Origin of the sequence: Nitratireductor alexandrii (genome assembly GCF_004000215.1) — a bacterium.
Classification (GTDB): domain Bacteria; phylum Pseudomonadota; class Alphaproteobacteria; order Rhizobiales; family Rhizobiaceae; genus Mangrovimarina; species Mangrovimarina alexandrii.
This window is the reverse complement of record NZ_RBVY01000005.1, coordinates 237,846-257,055: the sequence shown is the minus strand read 5'-3', so window position 1 is coordinate 257,055 and position 19,210 is coordinate 237,846. Positions and strand designations below refer to the sequence as shown.

16 protein-coding genes and 1 tRNA gene are annotated in these 19,210 nt (G+C 66.6%); 3 read left to right on the top strand and 14 right to left on the bottom strand.

The window, feature by feature from the left end; all coding sequences use genetic code 11:
• Positions 1–194: 194 nt before the first annotated feature.
• Together EP380_RS13405 and EP380_RS13400 are read left to right on the top strand one after the other, a co-directional pair.
• The gene (locus EP380_RS13405) at positions 195–785 is read left to right on the top strand and encodes a biotin transporter BioY (protein WP_127598968.1); all 591 of its coding nucleotides are present in this window, start codon (positions 195–197) and stop codon (positions 783–785) included.
• Entirely contained in the window at positions 782–1,219 is a 438-nt protein-coding gene (locus EP380_RS13400; protein WP_106571622.1) for a DUF1284 domain-containing protein, read from the top strand. Before EP380_RS13405 ends, EP380_RS13400 begins: the two co-directional genes overlap by 4 nt.
• A 21-nt stretch (positions 1,220–1,240) precedes the next feature.
• Here the strand turns inward: EP380_RS13400 and EP380_RS13395 are convergent, their stop codons facing one another.
• The 6 genes from EP380_RS13395 to aztA all read right to left on the bottom strand — a co-directional run bounded on the left by EP380_RS13395 (position 1,241) and on the right by aztA (position 9,265).
• A complete protein-coding gene (locus EP380_RS13395) occupies positions 1,241–2,281 on the bottom strand; it encodes a hypothetical protein (protein WP_127598967.1) in 1,041 nt (346 codons plus the stop codon).
• Between the two features lie 78 nt (positions 2,282–2,359).
• A complete protein-coding gene (locus tag EP380_RS23755) occupies positions 2,360–5,950 on the bottom strand; it encodes a peptidoglycan-binding domain-containing protein (protein WP_238719858.1) in 3,591 nt (1,196 codons plus the stop codon).
• A gap of 463 nt (positions 5,951–6,413) precedes the next feature.
• A tRNA-Lys gene (locus EP380_RS13385) sits at positions 6,414–6,489 on the bottom strand.
• 83 nt (positions 6,490–6,572) lie between these two features.
• Positions 6,573–7,490, bottom strand: coding sequence for a PhzF family phenazine biosynthesis protein (locus EP380_RS13380; protein WP_127598966.1), 918 nt, complete (start codon positions 7,488–7,490; stop codon positions 6,573–6,575).
• A gap of 99 nt (positions 7,491–7,589) precedes the next feature.
• On the bottom strand, positions 7,590–8,456 hold the full coding sequence (gene aztB / locus EP380_RS13375) for a zinc ABC transporter permease AztB (protein ID WP_106571625.1): 867 nt from the start codon (positions 8,454–8,456) through the stop codon (positions 7,590–7,592).
• Entirely contained in the window at positions 8,453–9,265 is an 813-nt protein-coding gene (gene aztA, locus EP380_RS13370) for a zinc ABC transporter ATP-binding protein AztA (RefSeq protein ID WP_127598965.1), read from the bottom strand. Before aztA ends, aztB begins: the two co-directional genes overlap by 4 nt.
• 247 nt (positions 9,266–9,512) lie before the next feature.
• Here aztA and EP380_RS13365 point away from each other — a divergent pair, with 247 nt between their 5' ends.
• On the top strand, positions 9,513–10,697 hold the full coding sequence (locus EP380_RS13365; RefSeq protein ID WP_127598964.1) for a DUF3095 domain-containing protein: 1,185 nt from the start codon (positions 9,513–9,515) through the stop codon (positions 10,695–10,697).
• A 9-nt stretch (positions 10,698–10,706) separates the two neighbouring features.
• Here EP380_RS13365 and EP380_RS13360 read toward each other — a convergent pair whose 3' ends face one another.
• The 8 genes from EP380_RS13360 to EP380_RS13325 form a co-directional block, all read right to left on the bottom strand.
• Positions 10,707–11,402, bottom strand: coding sequence for a gamma-glutamylcyclotransferase (locus EP380_RS13360; protein ID WP_127598963.1), 696 nt, complete (start codon positions 11,400–11,402; stop codon positions 10,707–10,709).
• Positions 11,399–12,694, bottom strand: coding sequence for an amidohydrolase family protein (locus tag EP380_RS13355; protein WP_127598962.1), 1,296 nt, complete (start codon positions 12,692–12,694; stop codon positions 11,399–11,401). The genes EP380_RS13360 and EP380_RS13355 overlap by 4 nt, the downstream gene beginning before the upstream one ends.
• Positions 12,691–13,632 carry an ABC transporter permease gene (locus EP380_RS13350; protein ID WP_106571833.1) on the bottom strand — a complete coding sequence of 314 codons (942 nt, stop codon included), beginning with the start codon at positions 13,630–13,632 and terminating at the stop codon, positions 12,691–12,693. The genes EP380_RS13355 and EP380_RS13350 overlap by 4 nt, the downstream gene beginning before the upstream one ends.
• 5 nt (positions 13,633–13,637) lie before the next feature.
• Complete coding sequence (locus tag EP380_RS13345) at positions 13,638–14,687, bottom strand: ABC transporter permease (protein WP_106571834.1); 1,050 nt, start codon at positions 14,685–14,687, stop codon at positions 13,638–13,640.
• An 81-nt stretch (positions 14,688–14,768) separates the two neighbouring features.
• Positions 14,769–16,289 (bottom strand): ABC transporter ATP-binding protein, encoded by a 1,521-nt coding sequence (locus EP380_RS13340; protein ID WP_127599108.1) that lies wholly within the window; start codon positions 16,287–16,289, stop codon positions 14,769–14,771.
• A 178-nt stretch (positions 16,290–16,467) separates the two neighbouring features.
• Positions 16,468–17,505 carry a BMP family protein gene (locus tag EP380_RS13335; protein WP_127598961.1) on the bottom strand — a complete coding sequence of 346 codons (1,038 nt, stop codon included), beginning with the start codon at positions 17,503–17,505 and terminating at the stop codon, positions 16,468–16,470.
• 128 nt (positions 17,506–17,633) lie between these two features.
• Positions 17,634–18,446: an ABC transporter permease gene (locus EP380_RS13330; RefSeq protein WP_106571632.1), complete on the bottom strand. Its 813-nt coding sequence runs from the start codon at positions 18,444–18,446 to the stop codon at positions 17,634–17,636.
• The gene (locus EP380_RS13325) at positions 18,446–19,171 is read right to left on the bottom strand and encodes an ABC transporter permease (protein WP_238719871.1); all 726 of its coding nucleotides are present in this window, start codon (positions 19,169–19,171) and stop codon (positions 18,446–18,448) included. The genes EP380_RS13330 and EP380_RS13325 overlap by 1 nt, the downstream gene beginning before the upstream one ends.
• Between the last annotated feature and the right edge of the window lie 39 nt (positions 19,172–19,210).

Genomic DNA, 19,210 nt, shown 5'->3' with positions numbered 1-19,210 from the left:
GCGGCGGGCGACGCCGCGCGCATAAGGCCCGCCGCCTGACGGCCGCCTGGCGGCCAGCGCAATTTTCCTGTTGCTGAAACGCTTTGCGCCGGGCGCAGGGGCGGATGCGCCCGCCGGGCTTGCAATGGGCACGGTTTTGTGGACTCCATTAGCGATAGAATATCCAAATTATCTATAATCTGAAAAGGACAGCCATGACCCTCTCGACCAGCGCCCGGCAAAGGCCGGCCTTCAGTCCGCTCGATCTGCAGCGTCGCCCGCTGATCTGGAGGATCGGCGCGGTGTTTTTCGGCAGCCTGTTTCTTGCGCTGTCGTCCTATATCGAAGTGCCGATGATCCCCGTCCCGGTGACGATGCAGACTTTCGCCGTCGCGCTGGTGGGCGCGCTTTACGGCTGGCGCCTCGGCGGCGTCACCATCGCCGCCTGGCTGCTGGAAGGCGCGCTTGGTCTGCCGGTTCTCGCCGGCGGGGCCGCGGGCGCGCACCATTTCGTCGGGCCGACCGCCGGTTATCTCTTTGCCTTTCCGGTCGCGGGCATGGCCATGGGCTGGCTGGCCGAGCGCGGATGGAACGGCCATCGTCCCGCTCTGGCCTTTGTCGGCATGCTGATCAGCAATCTGCTTTGCCTCGTGGTCGGCGCGGCATGGCTGGCGGCCCTGATCGGCCCGCAGCAGGCGGTGATGGCCGGGATCGTGCCTTTCCTCGCCGGCGCGGTTCTCAAAGCGGCGCTCGGTGCCTTGACGCTCCGGCTCATGGCGCGCGAGCCGAGACCGGCTGCCGAATGACGGTGCGCTTGCGCCCGCACCATCTGCTGTGCGTGCTGACCTATGCGGGAAAGGGCTACAGCCCCGCCTTCACGGCCAATATGACCGCGATCGCGGGGCGCCTGGCAGGGGGCGAAGACGTTGAGGTCGTGGCCGGGCCGGACGACGTCTGTGCCCCGCTCCTCAGCGACCCGCAGCCCCATTGCCATCGTGCCAGCGTCAGCGAACGCGATCGCGCGGCGATCGACGATCTCGGCCGTGTTCTGGCCTTGCCGGTGCGCCTCGGCGGCCGGCTGAGGCTCGATGCGACCTGGCTCGGTCGGCTGCGCGCCGCTTTCGCGGCCGGCCACGTCCGCTCCGCCTGTCACGAGTGCGAATGGGACGCGCTGTGCACGGCGATTGCGCAGGACGGTTTTGCGCACACGGTACTTGCCGCGCGGGCGCGGGAGGCGTGAGCCTCGCCGCCCGCCGGCGCCTTATTTGCTCTGGCCGATGGCGAAGCAGGGATAATAGGTCGCCGGATCGACGGCGGCGGCGGCGCATTGATCGAGCACGGTAAATTCGCTCTGGTCTTCATAGAGCAGATAGGGGTCGACCAGCATGCGGCCGGAGAGGTCGCGCGAATTGCCGAACCTGTCGATCTGGCCCTCGACTTCGGGGCTGAGCTCGAGCAGGGCACGGCGCAGCACGTCGCCCTCCAGAAAATTGTCCGGCAGCTGGTCGAACGGCCCGTCGAAAAACGTGTTGAGCGAGGTTTCGTAGGCGCGCACCCCGACCAGGATCTGGCGGTCGAGATAGCGGTCCTGGTACCAGGCGAAACCGGTGCGTCGTCCGATGCTGACCTGGGTCGACGTCTCGGACTGGAAATAGGATTCCGACGGCACGTTGTCGTCGAGCACGTAGAGGAACATTTTCAGTTCCTGGTTCCACAACAAGAACATCTGCACGCCGGCCTCGTCGAAGACCGGGCCGAGATAGTCCTCGCCCGGCCCGAGCTTCGATTTCGGGATCCGCACGTCGCGCAGATCGTTGAGATGGAAGGTCACCGTGCGCCCCTTGCGGGTCAGCGCATAGGTGAGGTCGTCCTTTTTCTCCACGGTCACGCCCAGCGCGGCGCTATAGGCGCGATGCTTGGACAGTTCCTGCTCGGTGAAGGGATTGTTTTCGGTGAAATAGGCGAAGTGGACGATGCCGTCGTCGCGGTCGGCGATGTCGAGACGGAAATTGCCGGCATAAGGCACCGCGTCATGGATGAACTTGAAATAGTAGTAGTTTTCGGTCGGATAGACGGTGACGTCGTCCTTGAGCTGGGAAAACACGTGGTCGAACACCGCGTCGATGTCGGTGATGTCGAAAGCCGGCGCGGCACGCACGGCGTCGACATAGGCTTCGTTGGTCGTGATCGTGCTGGTGGACGCAGCCGCGGCCGGGTGCGCCCAAACCATCGCCGCGGCCGCCAGGCCGAAACAAAGCCGGGCAAAAGCAAAGCCCCGCGGCATGAATGATGCCGGTATCATATCGATCTCCATTCCCATCGTCGGGATCTGCGGGGGAGCCTGGCCTGCAGGCCCCCCGCGCCTTTGAACTGCACGTGCCTAGAGCTTAGGCAGGAAAGCCGGTGGCTTTTCGATCGCCGAGCCTTTTTTCAGATGCGACTGCAGCTTGTTGTGCGGCCTGACCGAACCGGTCTTGTTGTGCGACTGCGCTTTGTTGTGCGGCCTGACCGAACCGATTTTCTTGTGTGATTGCGCCTTGTTGTGCGGCGAGCCTGTCTTGAGGTGCGATTGCACCTTCTTATGCGGCGAACCGGTTTTGAGGTGCGACTGCGTCTTCTTGTGCGGCGAGCCGGTTTTGAGGTGCGACTGCAGCTTCTTATGCGGCGAACCTGTCTTGAGGTGCGACTGCGTCTTCTTGTGCGGCGAGCCGGTTTTCAGGTGCGACTGCAGCTTCTTATGCGGCGAGCCGGTCTTGAGATGCGATTGCGTCTTCTTGTGCGGCGAGCCGGTTTTGAGGTGCGACTGCAGCTTGTTGTGGGGCGAGCCGGTCTTGAGGTGCGATTGCGTCTTCTTGTGCGGCGAGCCGGTTTTCAGGTGCGACTGCAGCTTGTTATGCGGCGAGCCTGTCTTGAGGTGCGATTGCGTCTTCTTGTGCGGCGAACCGGTTTTCAGGTGCGACTGCAGCTTCTTATGCGGCGAGCCGGTCTTGAGATGCGATTGCGTCTTCTTGTGCGGCGAGCCGGTTTTGAGGTGCGACTGCAGCTTGTTGTGGGGCGAGCCGGTCTTGAGGTGCGATTGCGTCTTCTTGTGCGGCGAGCCGGTTTTCAGGTGCGACTGCAGCTTGTTATGCGGCGAGCCCGTCTTGAGGTGCGATTGCGTCTTCTTGTGCGGCGAACCGGTTTTCAGGTGCGACTGCAGCTTGTTGTGGGGCGAACCCGTCTTGAGGTGCGACTGCAGCTTGTTGTGCGGCGAGCCGGTCTTGAGATGCGACTGGAGCTTGTTGTGGGGCGAGCCCGTCTTGAGGTGCGACTGCAGCTTGTTGTGCGGCGAACCCGTCTTGAGGTGCGATTGCAGCTTGTTGTGGGGCGAACCCGTCTTGAGGTGCGACTGGACCTTGTTGTGCGGCGAGCCGGTCTTGAGGTGCGATTGCAGCTTGTTGTGGGGCGAGCCGGTCTTGAGGTGCGACTGCAGCTTGTTGTGGGGCGAACCCGTCTTGAGGTGCGATTGCAGCTTGTTGTGGGGCGAACCCGTCTTGAGGTGCGACTGGATCTTGTTGTGCGGCGAACCTGTCTTGAGATGCGACTGGATCTTGTTATGCGGCGAGCCAGTCTTCAGATGCGAGTTCCACTTGGAGTGGATCGGCGCCGGATCGCCGGTGCCGACATCGTGGCAGTCCTGGTCGTTGGTGCTGTCGAGATCGCCGATGATCCCCACCAGGCCGGGATAGAGCAGGCCGAGCGTTTCGTCATCGAGTTCGCCGGTCGGGTCGAGACCGCTATCGGACTGCAATTGCGCCAGCGCCGACTGGGTTTGCGGGCCCATAATGCCGTCGACCGGGCCCGGGTCGTAGCCCAGAAGCGTGAGCGCGACCTGGATGGCCTGCACGTCGACACCGCCGTCCTGACCGTAGAGCCACTGGATGCTGACGCAATTGGTCAGGATGTCGGAGCGATATCCGGCCGGAATGGAGAGCTTGAGCGCGAATTCCGTCGATTCGCCGACACCGAGCGTCACGCTCGGATTGTAGCACTGGATGCCCGCGTCGAGCTCGAAACAGTTCCAGCCGGTTCCGATCACGTCGACGAACGGCGCCGCCTCGGGTTCGATCACGTCCCACAGATAGACCGGACCGGAGAAATCGGCCGGACCGTTATTGGTCAGCTTGATGGTGAAGCTGCATTCCGAACCCGGCAGACATTCGGCCGGACCGCTCTTGTCGATGTCGAGATCGTAGCCTTGCGGCTGCGGCAGGGCCGGTTCTCCGGGCGGCGGGGCGCCCGGGCCGGCGCGATAGATTTCCACGTCGCCGATCTTGGTGGCGTCGTGCTTGAGCGCCTCGACGGCGATCGGGTTGCCGGCCTCGTCGATATTGGTGTCGAGATCGATCATGTAGGAGGCGAGCACGGCGTCGGCGGGATAGGGATCGCCGGTTGCCGGATAGGCGCCGAGCGCGGCCTCGGGCAGCACCTCGTCGAGCGCTTCGACCGGAGTGCCCTGGAGGCCGTGCACCTCGGAAATGTCGTTGCGTTCGCCGCTCGAAGGCTCCAGGCAGGGCCCGTCGGGCGAGCACAGCGAATCGCCGGAGGCCCAGATGCTGCCATAGGGCCGTTCGGCGTCGATCGTGCCGTCGGTGGTATAGCCATAACCGAAATCGACACCGCCGGCGGCATTGGCGCGGATATGCGGCGGGCCGAGCGACTTGCGGTCGTGAAAGCCGACATCGTAGCGGCCGAGGGGGAACCAGAACCCTTCGCCCGTCAGCGTATAGTGCAGCACGCGCGCGGCATGCGGCGTGGCGAACGGTTGCGGCTGATCGAGGCCGAGATTGCGAACGCCGCCGCGCTCGCCGACCAGCATCACGCCTTCGTTGGAAATGGCGAGGTCGGCCACCGCGCGCGGCGTGGCGTCATCGCCGCCGAATTCCGGCAGCACGATTTCGCGGCGCACGTCGGTGCCGTCAAACCCGCCATTCTCGTCCAGGCCGATCGACCAGACACTGTTGGCGGCGTCGTCGCCGGCGCCGTCCCAGTCGGGATTGCCCATGCCGTCCGCGCCCGAAACGGCATAATAGAGCCGGGTTTCGTTCGAAAGCGGGTCGGTGAACACGGCGAGGCCGAAGACGCGGCGGCGGAAATCGGCATAGTTCCAGCATTCCGGCGTCTGCGCGAAGGTCTGGGGCGACCCGCCGGCGTCGGCGCAGTCGCCGATCGCCGCGCCCGAGGCCGGGTCGAAGGCGACCGCCGGCAGGGTCACGTTCTCGCCGGTGATCGCGTCGAGAAAGCCGGTGCGCCCCGCCGCGCCGTGGTCGAAGCGGTCGATCTGCGTGCCGTCGAGCGCCAGGCGGTGGATCATGCCGGTTTCGAGATCGGAGACGAACAATTGCCCGTGCGCCTTGTCGAAGGCGACATTGCCGAGACCGGCGCCGGTGTTTTCGCGCCCGTCGAGCGTGATCGCGGCCAGCAGTTCCGGCTGGTAGCCATTGTCGGCGTTGAGCCTGTAAAGCCCGCCGGGACCGCCTTCGCCCCATTGGCCGGGCAGCCAGTCGGTGTTGTCGGGATCGCGATGCAGGCCGAATTGCGAGGTGGCGGTCAGGTAGATATTGGCCGGGCTGCCGTCATCGATGGCGATGCCGAAGACCTGGCCGACCTGGCCGGCGGTAACGGGAAGGCGTTGCGGCTCGTCGATCCAGTGGCGGCCGTCGGCGGCAAAGCCGGGAGTGCGCACGTCGACGACGGAACCGACCACGCCGCTTTCGTCGATCAGGGTCAGGCGCTCGCCGTCGGCGAGGGTGATTTCGGTGGTGCCGGAAAAGCGCGTGGCAAAGGCCTCGCCTGCCGACAGCGCCTCCTGCGCAACAGCGGCGGGCACCAGCGCGGACGACCCCAAAAGCAGCGCCGAAACCAAGGCGAGGCGTTTTCCGGTGAGAGAATTGCGTGAAAAATAACGGGCATGTAACGGGTTGGCGGCCATGGGATGCTCCTCCTCCTGGCAGGCTATCTGTCCCTTTTTATTCGGGCCTTCACTAGGTCCGCTTGCCCTCCGGGTAAATGAAGCACTTCACACCACCCGCGGGACACAAAGCTAGGCACGAAATCTCGTCATGGTAAAGCGCTGGCGCGCCCTGTTCCTGTTTTGACCTTGCTCTTGCAGAAATCCGCCATGGATTTTTCAACTTACAGGCGATTTCGGCGTCAGAGTTTTTGACTGGACGAAATCTTGCCGATCGCGCGTGAACCGAAGCTGAATGGCCGAAAATGCGGGCGGTGCGGGGGCCCGACGGCGATGTGGGAACGGCCCGCCAGCGGCCGGGCATTGCCGCGACAATGCGGGTCAGATTGGCTTGCCGGAACCAGAAAGTCACACATGTGCCGTGTGACGGGTCACACGTTCACGGTGCGTTCCGCTATCATTGCCGCTAAGTCATTGAAATAATTGGTGGGTGATGTAGGGATCGAACCTACGACCCGCTGATTAAGAGTCAGCTGCTCTACCAACTGAGCTAATCACCCACGGGGCCGTGTCTCAAGGAGCACGAGCGTGCGGCTCTATAGCCGCTCGTTTCGGCCGTTGCAAGCCTCGACACACGAAGAATTCAGACGAAAAGCGTCCCGTCGGCGACCCGGACCGCGTGGCCGCCGATGCGCGCGGCCGTGAGTGCGCCGCCGGCGGTTTCGACCTCCAGGCGGATGCGCGACGGACGGCCCATCTCGACGCCCTGTTCGATCCAGTGATGGCCGGGCCCGTCGACCGGGGCGTCGAAGGCGACCAGCGCGCCGGCGAAGGCGGCCGCCGCCGAACCGGTGGCGGGATCTTCGACAATGCCGTCATGCGGGGCGAACATGCGGGCGTGAAAGGCGCAATCCTCGCCGACCGTCTCGCGGCAATAGACATAGGCGCCGGGGATGAGGTTGCCCGACGGCGGCGCGATATCGAGCCATAGTCGCGGGTCGAGCCGGGCCCTGGCGGCCGCCTCGAGGCCGGCCACCGGGACGCAGACATAAGGCACGCCCGCCGACCAGGCCGAGGCACGATGGTTTTCGAAGCCGATCTCGTCGGCATCGAGCGAAAGGGCCGCGGCGATCAGTTCCGGCTCGGCCGACAGCGCGGCCGGCACGGGCAGGCGCGGCAGGTCGAATTCGGCGAAGCTCGCCCGGCCGGGCGTCGCGCTGACGGCACAGCGCACCGGGCCGATCTTTTCCTCAAGCACGATAAGGGCGGTGCCGTCGGGCGCCGCCGGTGCCTTGCCCTCGTAAAGCGCGATCGCGCTGCCGACGGTCGGGTGGCCGGCAAACGGCAGTTCCGTCTTCGGCGTGAAGATGCGCAGGCTGGCGGTATGGGCCGGGTTTTCCGGCGGTCCGACAAAGACGGTTTCCGACAGGTTGAATTCGGCGGCGATGGCCTGCATCGCCTCGCCCGTAAGCCCGTCGCTGTCGCGCACGATCGCCAGCGGGTTGCCGGCAAGCGCACGGTCGGTGAAGACGTCGTAGATTTCGTAGCGCCGTGCGGCCATGGCGGTCTCCGTGCGTGGGCGGGTCGTGGACTGTCGACCGCCACAAGAGCGCTTCGGCGCCGGCTTGGCAAGCGCCTGGCCGCCAAACCCGCGTCCGCCTCAGGCCGTGCGGTGCCGATGGCGGGTCAAAAGCACGCGCACGATGCCGCGCGCGCCGAACAGGATCGAGACGAAATAGACCAAGCCGGCCGACAGGATGATGGCCGGGCCCGAGGGCAGGGTGAAATGATAGGACAACAGCAGGCCGGCCGTGCTCGACGCGATGCCGATGGCGACCGCCAGCAGGCACATCGTGTCGACGCGCGCGGTCCAGAAACGGGCGGCGGCTGCCGGCAGCATCATCAGCCCGACCGACAACAGCGTGCCCAATGCCTGGAAGCCGCCGACCAGATTGAGCACGACCAGGCCCAGAAAGACGAAATGGACCAGCGGACCGATGCCGCTGACCGAGCGCAGGAACAACGGGTCGAGACATTCCGCGATCAGTCCGCGCCATAACAGCAGAAGCGCTGCCAGCGTGGCGATCGAAATGCCGGCGATCAGCGTCAGCGCCTCGTCGTTGAGCGCCAGCACGCTGCCGAAAAGAACATGCATCAGGTCGACGCTGGAACCGCGCAGCGACACGATCAACACGCCGACGGCGAGCGAGATCAGATAGAAGGCGGCCATCGAGGCGTCCTCCTTCTGCACGGTCAGGCGCGAGACCGCGCCCGCGCCGAGCGCGACCAAAACACCGGCGATCAGGCCGCCGATGGTCATCGGCACGATGGCGAGGCCGAACAGCAGGAAGCCGGTGGCGGCGCCCGGCAGGATCGCGTGCGCCATGGCGTCGCCGGCCAGGCTCATGCGGCGCAGCATCAAGAACACGCCGACCGGGCACGACGACATCGACAACAGCACGACACCGAGCAGCGCGCGGCGCATGAAGGCGAATTCGACAAATGGCGTCACCAGCAGCTCGATCATGCGGATCGGCCCCGTTCGGCCGCTGCCGCAACCGGCGCCGACCGGGCGCCGGCATGGTCGTGTCCGGCCTGCGGGCCGTGCCCCGCGCACCAGGGCGCGTCGTCGTGCCAGGCCTCGTCGAAGCGCCGCGCCCGCGCCAGGATGTCGGGCCGCATGACCTCGTCCGTGCGGCCCCAGGCGATCGCGCGGCGGGCCAGAACCAGCGTTTCGGGAAAATGTTCCCGCACGAGCTCGAGATCGTGAACCACCACGAGCACGGTGCGCCTTTCGCCATGCCAATGCCGGATCAGCGCGATCAGGTCGGCTGTGGTCTTGGCGTCGATGGCGTTGAACGGTTCGTCGAGCAGGATCAGATCCGCCTTCTGGACGAGCACGCGGGCAAACAGAGCGCGTTGCAGCTGGCCGCCGGACAAGGTGTCGATCGGCCGGTGCTCGAAGCCGGCAAGGCCGACCGCGTCGAGCGCGTGGCGCAAATCCTCCCGGTCCTGGCTGTCGTAGCGCCCCAGAAGGCCGCGTTTCGGCCACAGGCCGAGGCCAACGAGATCGACAACGCGGGCGGGAAAGCTGCGGTCGATCTCGGATTGCTGGGGCAGATAGGCGAGGCGCTGGCCGGGTGCCGTCTTAACGGCGCCGGCCATCGGCTTGATGATGCCGACGATGCCCTTCATCAGAGTGGATTTGCCCGAGCCGTTCGGCCCGACCACGGCGGTCAGCGAGCCGCGCCCGACGGGTCCGCTCAGGTGATGCACGGCCGGGTGGCTGCCATAACCAAGGGTCAGGTCGGAAAAGGTCAGGCTGGCGTCCGTCATTGCCATGTCCGGTGAAATCCTCGGCACCGCGGCCGATTCCCACTGGTTATGTGATGTTATTACATTCGTCAATGGCGGCGCCGCAAGGCGGACCGGGCGCTCGGGTCTCGAACACGCAACCGTGTTCGCCAAACGGTGCCGGAATTGAAACCAAAACGGACCGCGCACCGTCTAACCGGCAAAACCGCTCTTGAAGGCGGCGGCGGAGCCGGCTTGGATGGCGCGGCAACAAGGCGGGTGATGGCGAATGAACGAACGGTCCTCGGGTGACGACGCGGTGGGCGCGGGCGCGGTCCCCTCCGAGTTTTACGACGCTCTGCCGGTTCATGCCGGCTTCGAGGACCTGGCGGACGGGGCGGCCTACCGGCCGGTGCCGGACGACTGGTTCGTCGGCACCGCCGATATTGTCGGCTCGACAGAACTGATCGCGGCCGGTCGCTACAAAGTGGTCAACACGGTCGGCGCGGCGGTGATCTCCGCGCAGATCAACGCGGCCGGCGGGCGGCGTTTTCCGTTCGTGTTCGGCGGCGACGGCGCCGGGTTCGGCTTCGGCGCGGACCGGCTGGACGGGGCGCGTGATGCGCTGGCGCGCGTGATCGGCTGGGCCAGGCGCGAATTCGACATCGAGATGCGCGGCGCGATCGTGCCGGTCGGCGCGATCCGCGCGGCCGGCTACGAGCTGGCCGTTGCCCGCTATGCGCCGTCTCCCGGCGTCGATTATGCGATGTTTTCGGGTGGCGGCATGGTCTGGGCGGAAGGCGAGATGAAGCGGGGGCACTACCGGGTCGACGCCGCGCCGGAGGGCGATTATCCCGATCTCAACGGGCTGTCCTGCCGCTGGACGCCGCTGCGGTCCCGGCACGGCAAAATCCTGTCGCTGCTCGCGATCCCCAGAGCGGATGCGCCGGCGGCGGCGGTTGCCGAGGCCATGCGCCGGATCATCGCCCTAACGGTCGGGCTGGAGCGCGGCGGCCACCCGGTGCCGGTGACCGGCCCCGGTTTCGAATGGCCGCCGCTCGGACTGGAGCTCGAAGCGCGCGCCCGGCGCGGCGGCGGCTCGTTGATGCTTCACAAGCTGCGGCTTCTGGCCGAAACGCTGTTCGCGCTTTTTCTGTTCAGGACTGGGCGCGGGGTCGGCGGTTTCGATCCGGGCCATTATGTCGAGACGACCAGCGCCAACGCCGATTTCCGCAAGTTCGACGACGGCCTGAAGATGACGATCGATTGCGATGCCGAAACCCGCGACAGGCTGGAGGCGATGCTGGCCGAGGCGGCGGCCAAGAACCTGCTCGATTACGGCCTGTTCGAGCAGGACGAGGCGATCATGACCTGCATCGTGCCGTCGGTGACGAGCGACGACCACGTCCATTTCGTCGACGGCGCGGCGGGCGGTTACACGACGGCCGCGCTGGCGATCAAGGGACGGGATTAGCCGCATTCATCATCGGCCGGTTCTCGCGTCTTGCGGCAAGGCGGCGATGCGTGCCGCCACCAGTTCCTGCATCCGCCACAAATGCCGGTCGTGCAGGCCGAGCCGTTCGAGATGCTCGACCGTGTTGAGCAGATATTCGGCCATCGAGCCCCAGAAGCCGACGGCGACCGCCAGCCGGTCGGCGATCTCGCTTTCGCTCAAGCCGCCGACATAACCGGCATAGCCGCGTTCGGCGACGAAGGCGATGGCGCGCAGCGGGCCGGTGTCGGTGACGACATTGACCCAGCGCGGCACGATCGGCGGCTCGCGTTCGAGCAGAGCGACGAGGTCGGCGTCGAGGCGTTCCGGCGCGATCTTCAGCGCCACGCCCTTGCAGCTTCCGCCCCGGTCGAGCGACAGCATCAGGCCCGGCTGGTCGACATTGCCGCGATAACGCGTATCCCAGCCGAGGCAGAAGGCGCGGTGCCAGCCGCGCACGAGGCCGGTGCGCCGGTCGGCAAAGGCGATCGGTGCGCGCCAGATCAACGAGCCGAAGGCGAACACCCACAACGGCTCGCCGGGCGCCAGCGCGGCGCGCAGGGATCGCGCGGTGTCGGCAAACCAGCTCTTGGGCACGGATTTTTGCCGCTGCATCGGCCCGGGATCGGCGAGGTCGCGGTGAACCCGCCGGACGAGATCCGGGGTCAGTCGCGGGTGTCGCGTCATTCCTGTCGTGCGATCGGGGCGCGATGGCGGCGCGCGACGGTCGACGGCCGGCCGGGCAGGGCAAGCCGGGTCTGTTGCCGGTCGCGCTCGGCCACCACCTTGCCGGCGGCGACCACGCATAGCCGTTCCGGCCGCAGCCGGATCGCCTCGACCGGGTCGCCGGCGTCGAGAACGATCAGGCTCGCCTTCTTGCCGACCGCGAGACCGTAATCGTCAAGCCCCATGATCGCCGCGCTCTCGCTGGTGACCATGTCGAAGCAGCGGCGCATCTCGTCGGGATGCGACATCTGCGCGACATGCAGACCCATGAAGGCGACGTCGAGCATGTCGGCGGTGCCGAGCGAGTACCAGGGGTCGAGCACGCAATCCTGGCCGAAGCCGACGCGGATGCCGTGGGCGTGCATTTCCTTGACCCTGGTCAGGCCGCGGCGTTTGGGAAAGCTGTCGTGGCGCCCCTGCAGCATGATGTTGATCAGCGGGTTGGGGATCGCAGCGACCTGGGCCTCGGCCATTAAAGGCAGGAGCTTGGAGACGTAATAATTGTCCATCGAGTGCATGGAGGTCAGATGCGAGCCGGCGACGCGGCCGCCGAGGCCGAGACGCTGTGTCTCGTAGGCGAGCTGCTCGATGTGGCGCGACAGCGGATCGTCGGTCTCGTCGCAGTGCAGGTCGACCATCAGGCCGCGCTCGGCCGCGATCTCGCACAGGGCGGTGACCGAGCGGGTGCCGTCGGCCATGGTGCGCTCGAAATGCGGGATGCCGCCGACGACGTCGATGCCCATGTCGAGCGCGCGCAGCGTGTTTTCGCGCGCGCCGGGCGAGCGGAAGAACCCGTCCTGGGGGAAGGCGACCAGCTGCAGGTCGATATGGGGTGCAACTTCCTTGCGGACTTCCAGCAGCGCCTCGACGGCAAGCAGCCGGTCGTCGCAGACGTCGACATGGCTGCGGATCGCCAGTAGCCCCATCGAAACCGCCCAGTCGCAATAGGCGAGCGCGCGCTCCTTGACCGCCTCGTGGGTCAGGAGCGGCTTCAGCTCGCCCCACAGCGCGATGCCTTCCAGAAGCGTGCCCGACGCGTTGATGCGCGGCAGGCCATAGGACAGCGTGGCGTCCATGTGGAAATGCGGATCGACCAGCGGCGGGGCGACGAGATTGCCGCTCGCCTCGACGACGCGGCCGGCCTCGGCGGTGATGCCGGGCTCGATGGCGGCGATCTTGGCGCCGGCAATCGCGATGTCGGCGGTTTGGCCGTTGGGCAGGGTGCCGCCCTTGACGATCAGGTCGAAACTCATCTCTCGCCTTTCTGGTAGGGAATCATCAGTGCCTTGGGATAGGTCGCGCGGCGGGCGACGAGAATCAGCGCCAGGATCGACAACACATAGGGCAGCATCAGGAAGAGCTGGTAGGGGATGACGCCGCCGGTCACCTGCTGCAGGCGCACCTGATAGGCGTCGAAGGCGGCAAACAGCACCGCGCCGAGCAGCGCCTTGCCCGGGCGCCAGGAGCCGAACACGACCAGCGCGATGCAGATCCAGCCGCGGCCGTTGACCATCTCGAAAAAGAACGAGTTGAAGGCCGACATGGTCAAAAAGGCGCCGCCGACGGCCATCAGCGCGCTGCCGGCCATCACCGCGCCGATCCGCGTGGCGGTGACGCCGATGCCCTGAGCCTCGACGGCGGCCGGGTTTTCGCCGACGGCGCGCACGGCCAGCCCCAGCGGCGTGCGATAGAGCACCCAGCCGACCACGGCGACGGTGGCGAAGGCGAGATAGGTGAACGGGGTCTGGGCGAACAGCGCCGGGCCGACGAGCGGAATGTCGGACAGGAGCGGGATTTCCAGCGGTTGGAACGAGTCGATTTTCGGCGGCGAGGTCACTTCCGGCAGGGCGAGACGATAGGTAAAATAGGTCAGCGAGGTGGCGAGCAGGGTGATGCCGATGCCGACCACGTGCTGCGACAGGCCGAGCGGCACGGTCAGCGTGCCGTGCAGCAGCCCGAAGGCGGCGCCGGTGGCCGCGGCGACCGCGATCCCGGTCCACAGATCGCCGCCCGCATAGACGGTGAACCAGCCGGTGAAGGCGCCGGCAACCATGATGCCCTCGATGCCGAGATTGAGCACGCCGGCGCGCTCGCAGATCAGCTCGCCCATGGTGGCGAAGATCAGCGGCGAGGCGATGCGGATCGCGGCGACCCAGAACGAGGCGGTGAACAGGATTTCCAGAGCTTCGATCACGCTCACCTCCACCGGATGCGGTAACGCGTCAGCATGATCGCCGTGACCATGGTCAAAAGCGCGGTCGCCGTCATGACATTGGCGATGTAACTCGGCACGTCGGCGGTGCGGCTCATCGCGTCGGCGCCGACGAAGATGCCGGCTACGAAGATCGCCGCGGCGATCACGCCGAGCGGATTGAGCATGGCGAGCATGGCGACCACGATGCCGGTGTAGCCGAAGCCCGGCGACAGATCGAGCGTGAGGTTGCCCTTCAGCCCCGACACTTCGGAAAAGCCGGCAAGCGCGGCCAGGCCCCCCGACAGGAGCGCCGTCTTCATCAGCACCGTGTTGACGGGGATGCCGGCGAAACGCGCGGCCGCGGGGTTGTGGCCGACGGCGCGCATCTCGTAGCCGAGCGCGGTCTTTTTCATGATCACCCAGACCCAGAGCGCGGCGAGGACGGCGATCACGAAACCGTAGTGCAGGCGCTTGCCCTTGACGATGCGCGGCAGTTGGGCCTCAGCGATCACGCGTTCGGATTGCGGCCAGCCGAGCCCCATCGGGTCCTTCAAGACGCCTTCCAGCAGCATGGAGACCACGAGCAGCATGATGAAGTTCAACAACAGCGTGGTCACGACCTCGTCGACGCCGAGCCGGGTTTTCAAGAAGGCCGGACCGAGCAGAAGCAGGGCGCCAGCCGTCATCGCGGCCAAGATGATCAGCGGGATGAGGACGATCGCCGGCAGGGGCAGGGCACCGGTGCCGAGCACGACGGTGATGATGGCGCCGGCGTAAAGCTGGGCTTCGGCGCCGATATTCCACAATTTGGCGCGAAAGGCGACCGCGACCGCAAGCCCGGTGAAGATCAGCGGCGTGGCGCGGGTCAGGGTTTCGAACAGGGCGAATTGCGAGCCGGCCGCGCCTTTGGCCACCAGCGCGAACACCGACAGCGGCGAGGCGCCGGCCGCCAGCACCAAAATGGCGGCGATCGCCATTGTGGCCAGGATCGCGCCCGCCGGATAGGCCAGCGTGGTGGCGAGCGAGGGCGCGGGTTTGGGTTCAAGCCGCATGATGAGGGCGTCCATGGCCTTTGTGGTGGTCGGCGGCGGGCGGCGGGGCGCCGCGCGCGATCGCGGGGCGGGGAGATGCCGTCATGCCGCCTCCATGCCGTGGCCGGCCATCAGTTCGGCAAGGTCGCGCACCGAGCGTTCGCCACGCGCCGAAGGGGGCGAAAGCCGGCCCTTGAACATCACGCAGACATGGTCGGAGAGCGTCAGGATCTCGTCGAGATCTTCGGAGATCAGCAGCACCGCCGCGCCACGCGCACGCGCCTCCAGCAGTCTCCGATGCACATAGGCGATCGCGCCGACGTCGAGACCGCGCGTGGGCTGGTTGGCCAGGATGATCTTCGGATCGGGATCGAGCGCCCGGCCGAGGATCAGCTTTTGCATATTGCCGCCCGAAAGCAGGCGCACGCGCGCTTCCGGCGAAGGGCATTTGACGTCGTAGTCGCGGATCAGCTCCTCGGCGAAACCGCGCGCGGCGGCCCAGTCGAGAAAGCCGTGCCGGGAAAAGCGCGGCGAGCGGTAACGCTCGGCGATGACGTTTTCGGTCACGCTCATGTCGCCGATCGTGCCGACGGCGTGCCGATCCTCGGGGATGCGGGCGACACCGGCCTGCAGCGCGATCGCCGGCGACCATGCCTCCACCGCCTCGCCGGCGATGCGAAATCGTCCCGATCGCGGGCGGTGAATGCCCGACAGAAGTGCCGCCAGCGTCGTCTGGCCGTTGCCCGATACGCCGGCCAGTCCGACGATCTCGCCGCCGCGCAGCGTCAGCGAGACGCCGTCGAGGCCGACCGGACCGGAGGCGGGCGGGGCGCAAACGGCCTCGCATTCGAGCAGGATGGGTCCCGGTGCCGTCTCCGCGATCGCCGGCGGAGCGATCTCCTGGCCGATCATCAGCGCGGCCAGTTCCTGGCGCGTCGTGCCCTTGGTTTCGCGTTCGCCCGACAGGCGGCCGGCGCGCAGCACCAGAACGCGGTCGCTGATCGCCAGCACCTCGTTGAGCTTGTGCGAGATGAAGATCACCGAAAGCCCCGAGGCGACGAGTTTCTTCAGGGTCGCAAACAGCGCCTCGGTTTCGATCGGCGTCAGCACCGCGGTCGGCTCGTCGAGGATCAGCACGCGCGCGTCGCGATAAAGCGCCTTGAGAATCTCCACGCGCTGGCGCTCGCCGACGGTGAGGTTTGCGACCGTCTGGTCCGGTTCGACGGCGAGACCGAAATCGGCGGCGAGCGTGCGGATGCGGGCGAGTGCCGTGGCGCGGTCGAAGCGCGGCGACCAGGACGACTGGGTTCCGAGCGCGATATTCTCGAGCACCGTCATGTTGTCGGCCAGGGTAAAATGCTGGTGGACCATGCCGACGCCGGCTTCCAGTGCCGCACGCGGATCGCCGGGCGGCAAGGCCTTGCCGAACGCCTCGACCGTGCCTTCGTCGGCGACATAGTGGCCGAACAGGATGTTCATCAGCGTCGTCTTGCCGGCGCCGTTTTCACCCAGCAGCGCCACGACCTCGCCGCGCCGCAATTCGAGCGAGATCGCGTCGTTGGCGACAAGCGGGCCGAAGCGCTTGGTGATGTTGTGCAGATGCAGGACGGGTGTGGCGGTCATCGGGATCCCGGTCGCAACGGTCACGACCCTTTCTCCGCGTTGGGGCGAAGCCGGTCGCGCTGTGAGCGATCGGACGAGGAGCGCCGAAGCGGCGTCTTGAGCCTCGCCCGGATCGCGGGTCGATTGCGGATGGCAAAAAGCCGATTCCGGCCCCTCCCGGGCGGGAGAGGCCGTTCGATCAGCTCGACTTCGGCTCCTCGTCGTTGATCTCGACGGTGAACGAACCGTCCCTGATCGCCTTTTCCGTCTCCGCCACCTTGGCCATCACCTCGTCGGGAACCTTGCCCTCGAAGGTGCCGAGCGGGGCGAGCGAGCAGCCGCCATGCTTCATGAAGGAATAGATGCCGTAATCGTCGGCCTTGAAGGAGCCGCCCTTGACTTCGGCGATCGCCTTGTCGAGCGTCGGTTCGAAATGCCACAGCGCCGAGGCGACGACGGTCTCGGGATAGTCGGCCTGGGTGTCGATGACGTTGCCGATCGCCAGAAGCTTGCGTTCCTGGGCGGCGTCGGAGACCCCGAAGCGTTCGGCGTAGAGAATGTCGGCGCCGGCGTCGATCTGGGCGAAGGCGGTCTCCTTGGCCTTGGGCGGGTCGAACCAGGAGCCGATGAAGGCGACCTGGAAGGTGATGTCGGGCGCCATCTCGCGCGCGCCGGCCATGAAGGCGTGCATCAGCCGGTTGACCTCGGGAATCGGGAAGCCGCCGACCATGCCGATATTCTTCGACTTGGTCAGCGCGCCAGCGATGATGCCGGTCAGGTAGGAGGCATCCTGGATATAGTTGTCGAACACCGCGAAATTGGGATGGGCGTCGTCGGGCTTGAAGCTCGATCCCATCAGGAAGGCGGTGTCGGGGTAGTCGGCGGCGACGGTGCGCGCGGCGTCCTCCACACCGAACACCTCGCCGATGACGAGCTGGTGGCCGGCCTCGCAATATTCGCGCATCACGCGCTCATAGTCGCTGTTGGAGACGTTTTCGGAAAACACATAGTCGATGTCGCCGCGGTCCTTGGCGGCGTTGGCGGCTTTGTGGATGCGGCTCACCCATTGCTGCTCGACCGGGACGGTGTAGATCGCGGCGACCTTGACCGGTTCCTGGGCGAACAGGCGCGACGGCAGCGTCGCAGCGCCGGCAAGGACCGCCGTGGCGCTCGCCGCCTTCAAGACGGTGCGGCGCGAGACGAGAGAGCGTGTTGATCCGGGAGAGAGTTTCGTCATGGGTCCACCTCTGGTTGCTACGGGCCTGATGGCGTTGTTCGCCTCATTTTTTATCAATTGGTAAAGACTAGAAGAAATTTCTTCGCCCGGCAATCGCGATCGGCGCGTTGCCCACCGGTGTCGTGCGCTCAGCCGAGCCTGGCGGGAATGCGGGCCTCGAGGCGCCGGAAGGCGAGGACGATCAGCCCGGTAATGACGAGATAGACCAGCGCCAGTAGCAGCAGCGGTTCGAAGATGATGAACGTGTCCTGGCGCACCCGGCTCGACACGGCGTAGATGTCGACGACCGTGATCGTGGCGACCAGCGGCGTCGCCTTCAGTTGCAGCACGGTTTCGCCGGCAAGCGTCGGCAAGGCGCGCTGGATCGCCTGCGGCAGCCAGATGCGGCGGAAAATTTTCCAGCGGCTCATGCCGAATGCGCGCGCGCTTTCCAGTTGTCCGCGCGGCACGCCGGCAAAGGCGCCGCGCATGACCTCGCCCTCGTAGCCGGCGAACGACATGGTCAGCGCCAGCACGGCATAGGGCCAGGCCTGGCGCAGATAGGGCCACAACTCCGAGTCGCGGATCCAGGGAAATTGCGGAAACAGCGAGCCCAGCCCGAAATAAAGCAGCCACAATTGCAGCAACAGCGGCGTGCCGCGGATCGCCGTGCAGAAGGCGCGCGCCGGCCCGGCCAGATAGGCGGGGCCCGCCGCCTGGGCGAGGCCGAGCGGCACGGCGAGCGCGAAGCCCAGCATGCAGGTCACGACCAGCAGCCACAGCGTGCGCCACACCCCCTCGACGGCGAGCGGGGCGTAGTCGGGAATCCAGTCCCAGCGCATGGTCCAGCCGGCATAGGCGGCGAGCGCCAGCGCGATCGCGATCAGCACCACGCGATGCGGTTTCAGCCAGGCGCGCAGCGGCGGCAGCGGCTTGCCGGTGACCTCGATGACGTTCGCCATCAGCCCGCGCCTCCCACATGCGGCATGCCGCGACGGGCCCAGCGTTCGACGCGGGCGATGATGACGTTGGAAAACAGGGTCAAGAGCAGATAGAGCGCGCCGGCGGCGACGAAGAAGGTGAAATAGGCCTTGGTCGCGCCCGCAGCCTGGCGGGTCGCCAGGGTCAGCTCGTTGAAGCCGACGACGGCCAGCAGCGCGGTGTCCTTGGTGGCGATCAGCCACAGATTGGCGAGGCCGGGAATGGCGTAGGGCAGCATTGCCGGCAGGGTGATGCGGCGCAGGAGCAGGCCCGGCGCCATGCCGTAGGCGCGCGCGGCCTCGATCTGGCCCTGCGGAATGGCGCGAATGGCGCCGCGAATGACTTCGGTCGAATAGGCGCCCTGGACGACGCCGAGCACGGCGATGCCGGCGACGAGGCCGGAAATGTCGACCGGCGGATAACCGAAGGCCTCGAGCGTGCGGTTCACCAGATCGGTGCCGGCGTAATAGAGCAAAAGGATCAGCACCAGTTCGGGCACCGCGCGCACCACGGTGGTGTAGACCTCCAACAGGTCGCGGACGACCGGGCCGCCGTAAAGCTTGCCCCAGGCGCCGGCGGTGCCGATCAACAGGCCGATGCCGAACGCGCCGAGCGCGATCTGGACGGAACTCGCGAGGCCGCGCAGCAGCGTGCCGCCCCAGCCGGGCGGGCTGGGGGCCAGCAGCTCGAAAAGGCTCAGTTGCAGCAGGGTTTCAAGCAGGTGCCCGCCTCCGGCTGTGAAAGG

Coding starts and splice junctions, on each gene's coding strand:
- EP380_RS13405 (WP_127598968.1), top strand. CDS start 195: ATGACCCTCTCGACCAGCGCCCGGCAAAGGCCGGCCTTCAGTCCGCTC.
- EP380_RS13400 (WP_106571622.1), top strand. CDS start 782: ATGACGGTGCGCTTGCGCCCGCACCATCTGCTGTGCGTGCTGACCTAT.
- EP380_RS13395 (WP_127598967.1), bottom strand. CDS start 2,281: ATGATACCGGCATCATTCATGCCGCGGGGCTTTGCTTTTGCCCGGCTT.
- EP380_RS23755 (WP_238719858.1), bottom strand. CDS start 5,950: ATGGCCGCCAACCCGTTACATGCCCGTTATTTTTCACGCAATTCTCTC.
- EP380_RS13380 (WP_127598966.1), bottom strand. CDS start 7,490: ATGGCCGCACGGCGCTACGAAATCTACGACGTCTTCACCGACCGTGCG.
- aztB (WP_106571625.1), bottom strand. CDS start 8,456: ATGATCGAGCTGCTGGTGACGCCATTTGTCGAATTCGCCTTCATGCGC.
- aztA (WP_127598965.1), bottom strand. CDS start 9,265: ATGACGGACGCCAGCCTGACCTTTTCCGACCTGACCCTTGGTTATGGC.
- EP380_RS13365 (WP_127598964.1), top strand. CDS start 9,513: ATGAACGAACGGTCCTCGGGTGACGACGCGGTGGGCGCGGGCGCGGTC.
- EP380_RS13360 (WP_127598963.1), bottom strand. CDS start 11,402: ATGACGCGACACCCGCGACTGACCCCGGATCTCGTCCGGCGGGTTCAC.
- EP380_RS13355 (WP_127598962.1), bottom strand. CDS start 12,694: ATGAGTTTCGACCTGATCGTCAAGGGCGGCACCCTGCCCAACGGCCAA.
- EP380_RS13345 (WP_106571834.1), bottom strand. CDS start 14,687: ATGCGGCTTGAACCCAAACCCGCGCCCTCGCTCGCCACCACGCTGGCC.
- EP380_RS13340 (WP_127599108.1), bottom strand. CDS start 16,289: ATGACCGCCACACCCGTCCTGCATCTGCACAACATCACCAAGCGCTTC.
- EP380_RS13335 (WP_127598961.1), bottom strand. CDS start 17,505: ATGACGAAACTCTCTCCCGGATCAACACGCTCTCTCGTCTCGCGCCGC.
- EP380_RS13330 (WP_106571632.1), bottom strand. CDS start 18,446: ATGGCGAACGTCATCGAGGTCACCGGCAAGCCGCTGCCGCCGCTGCGC.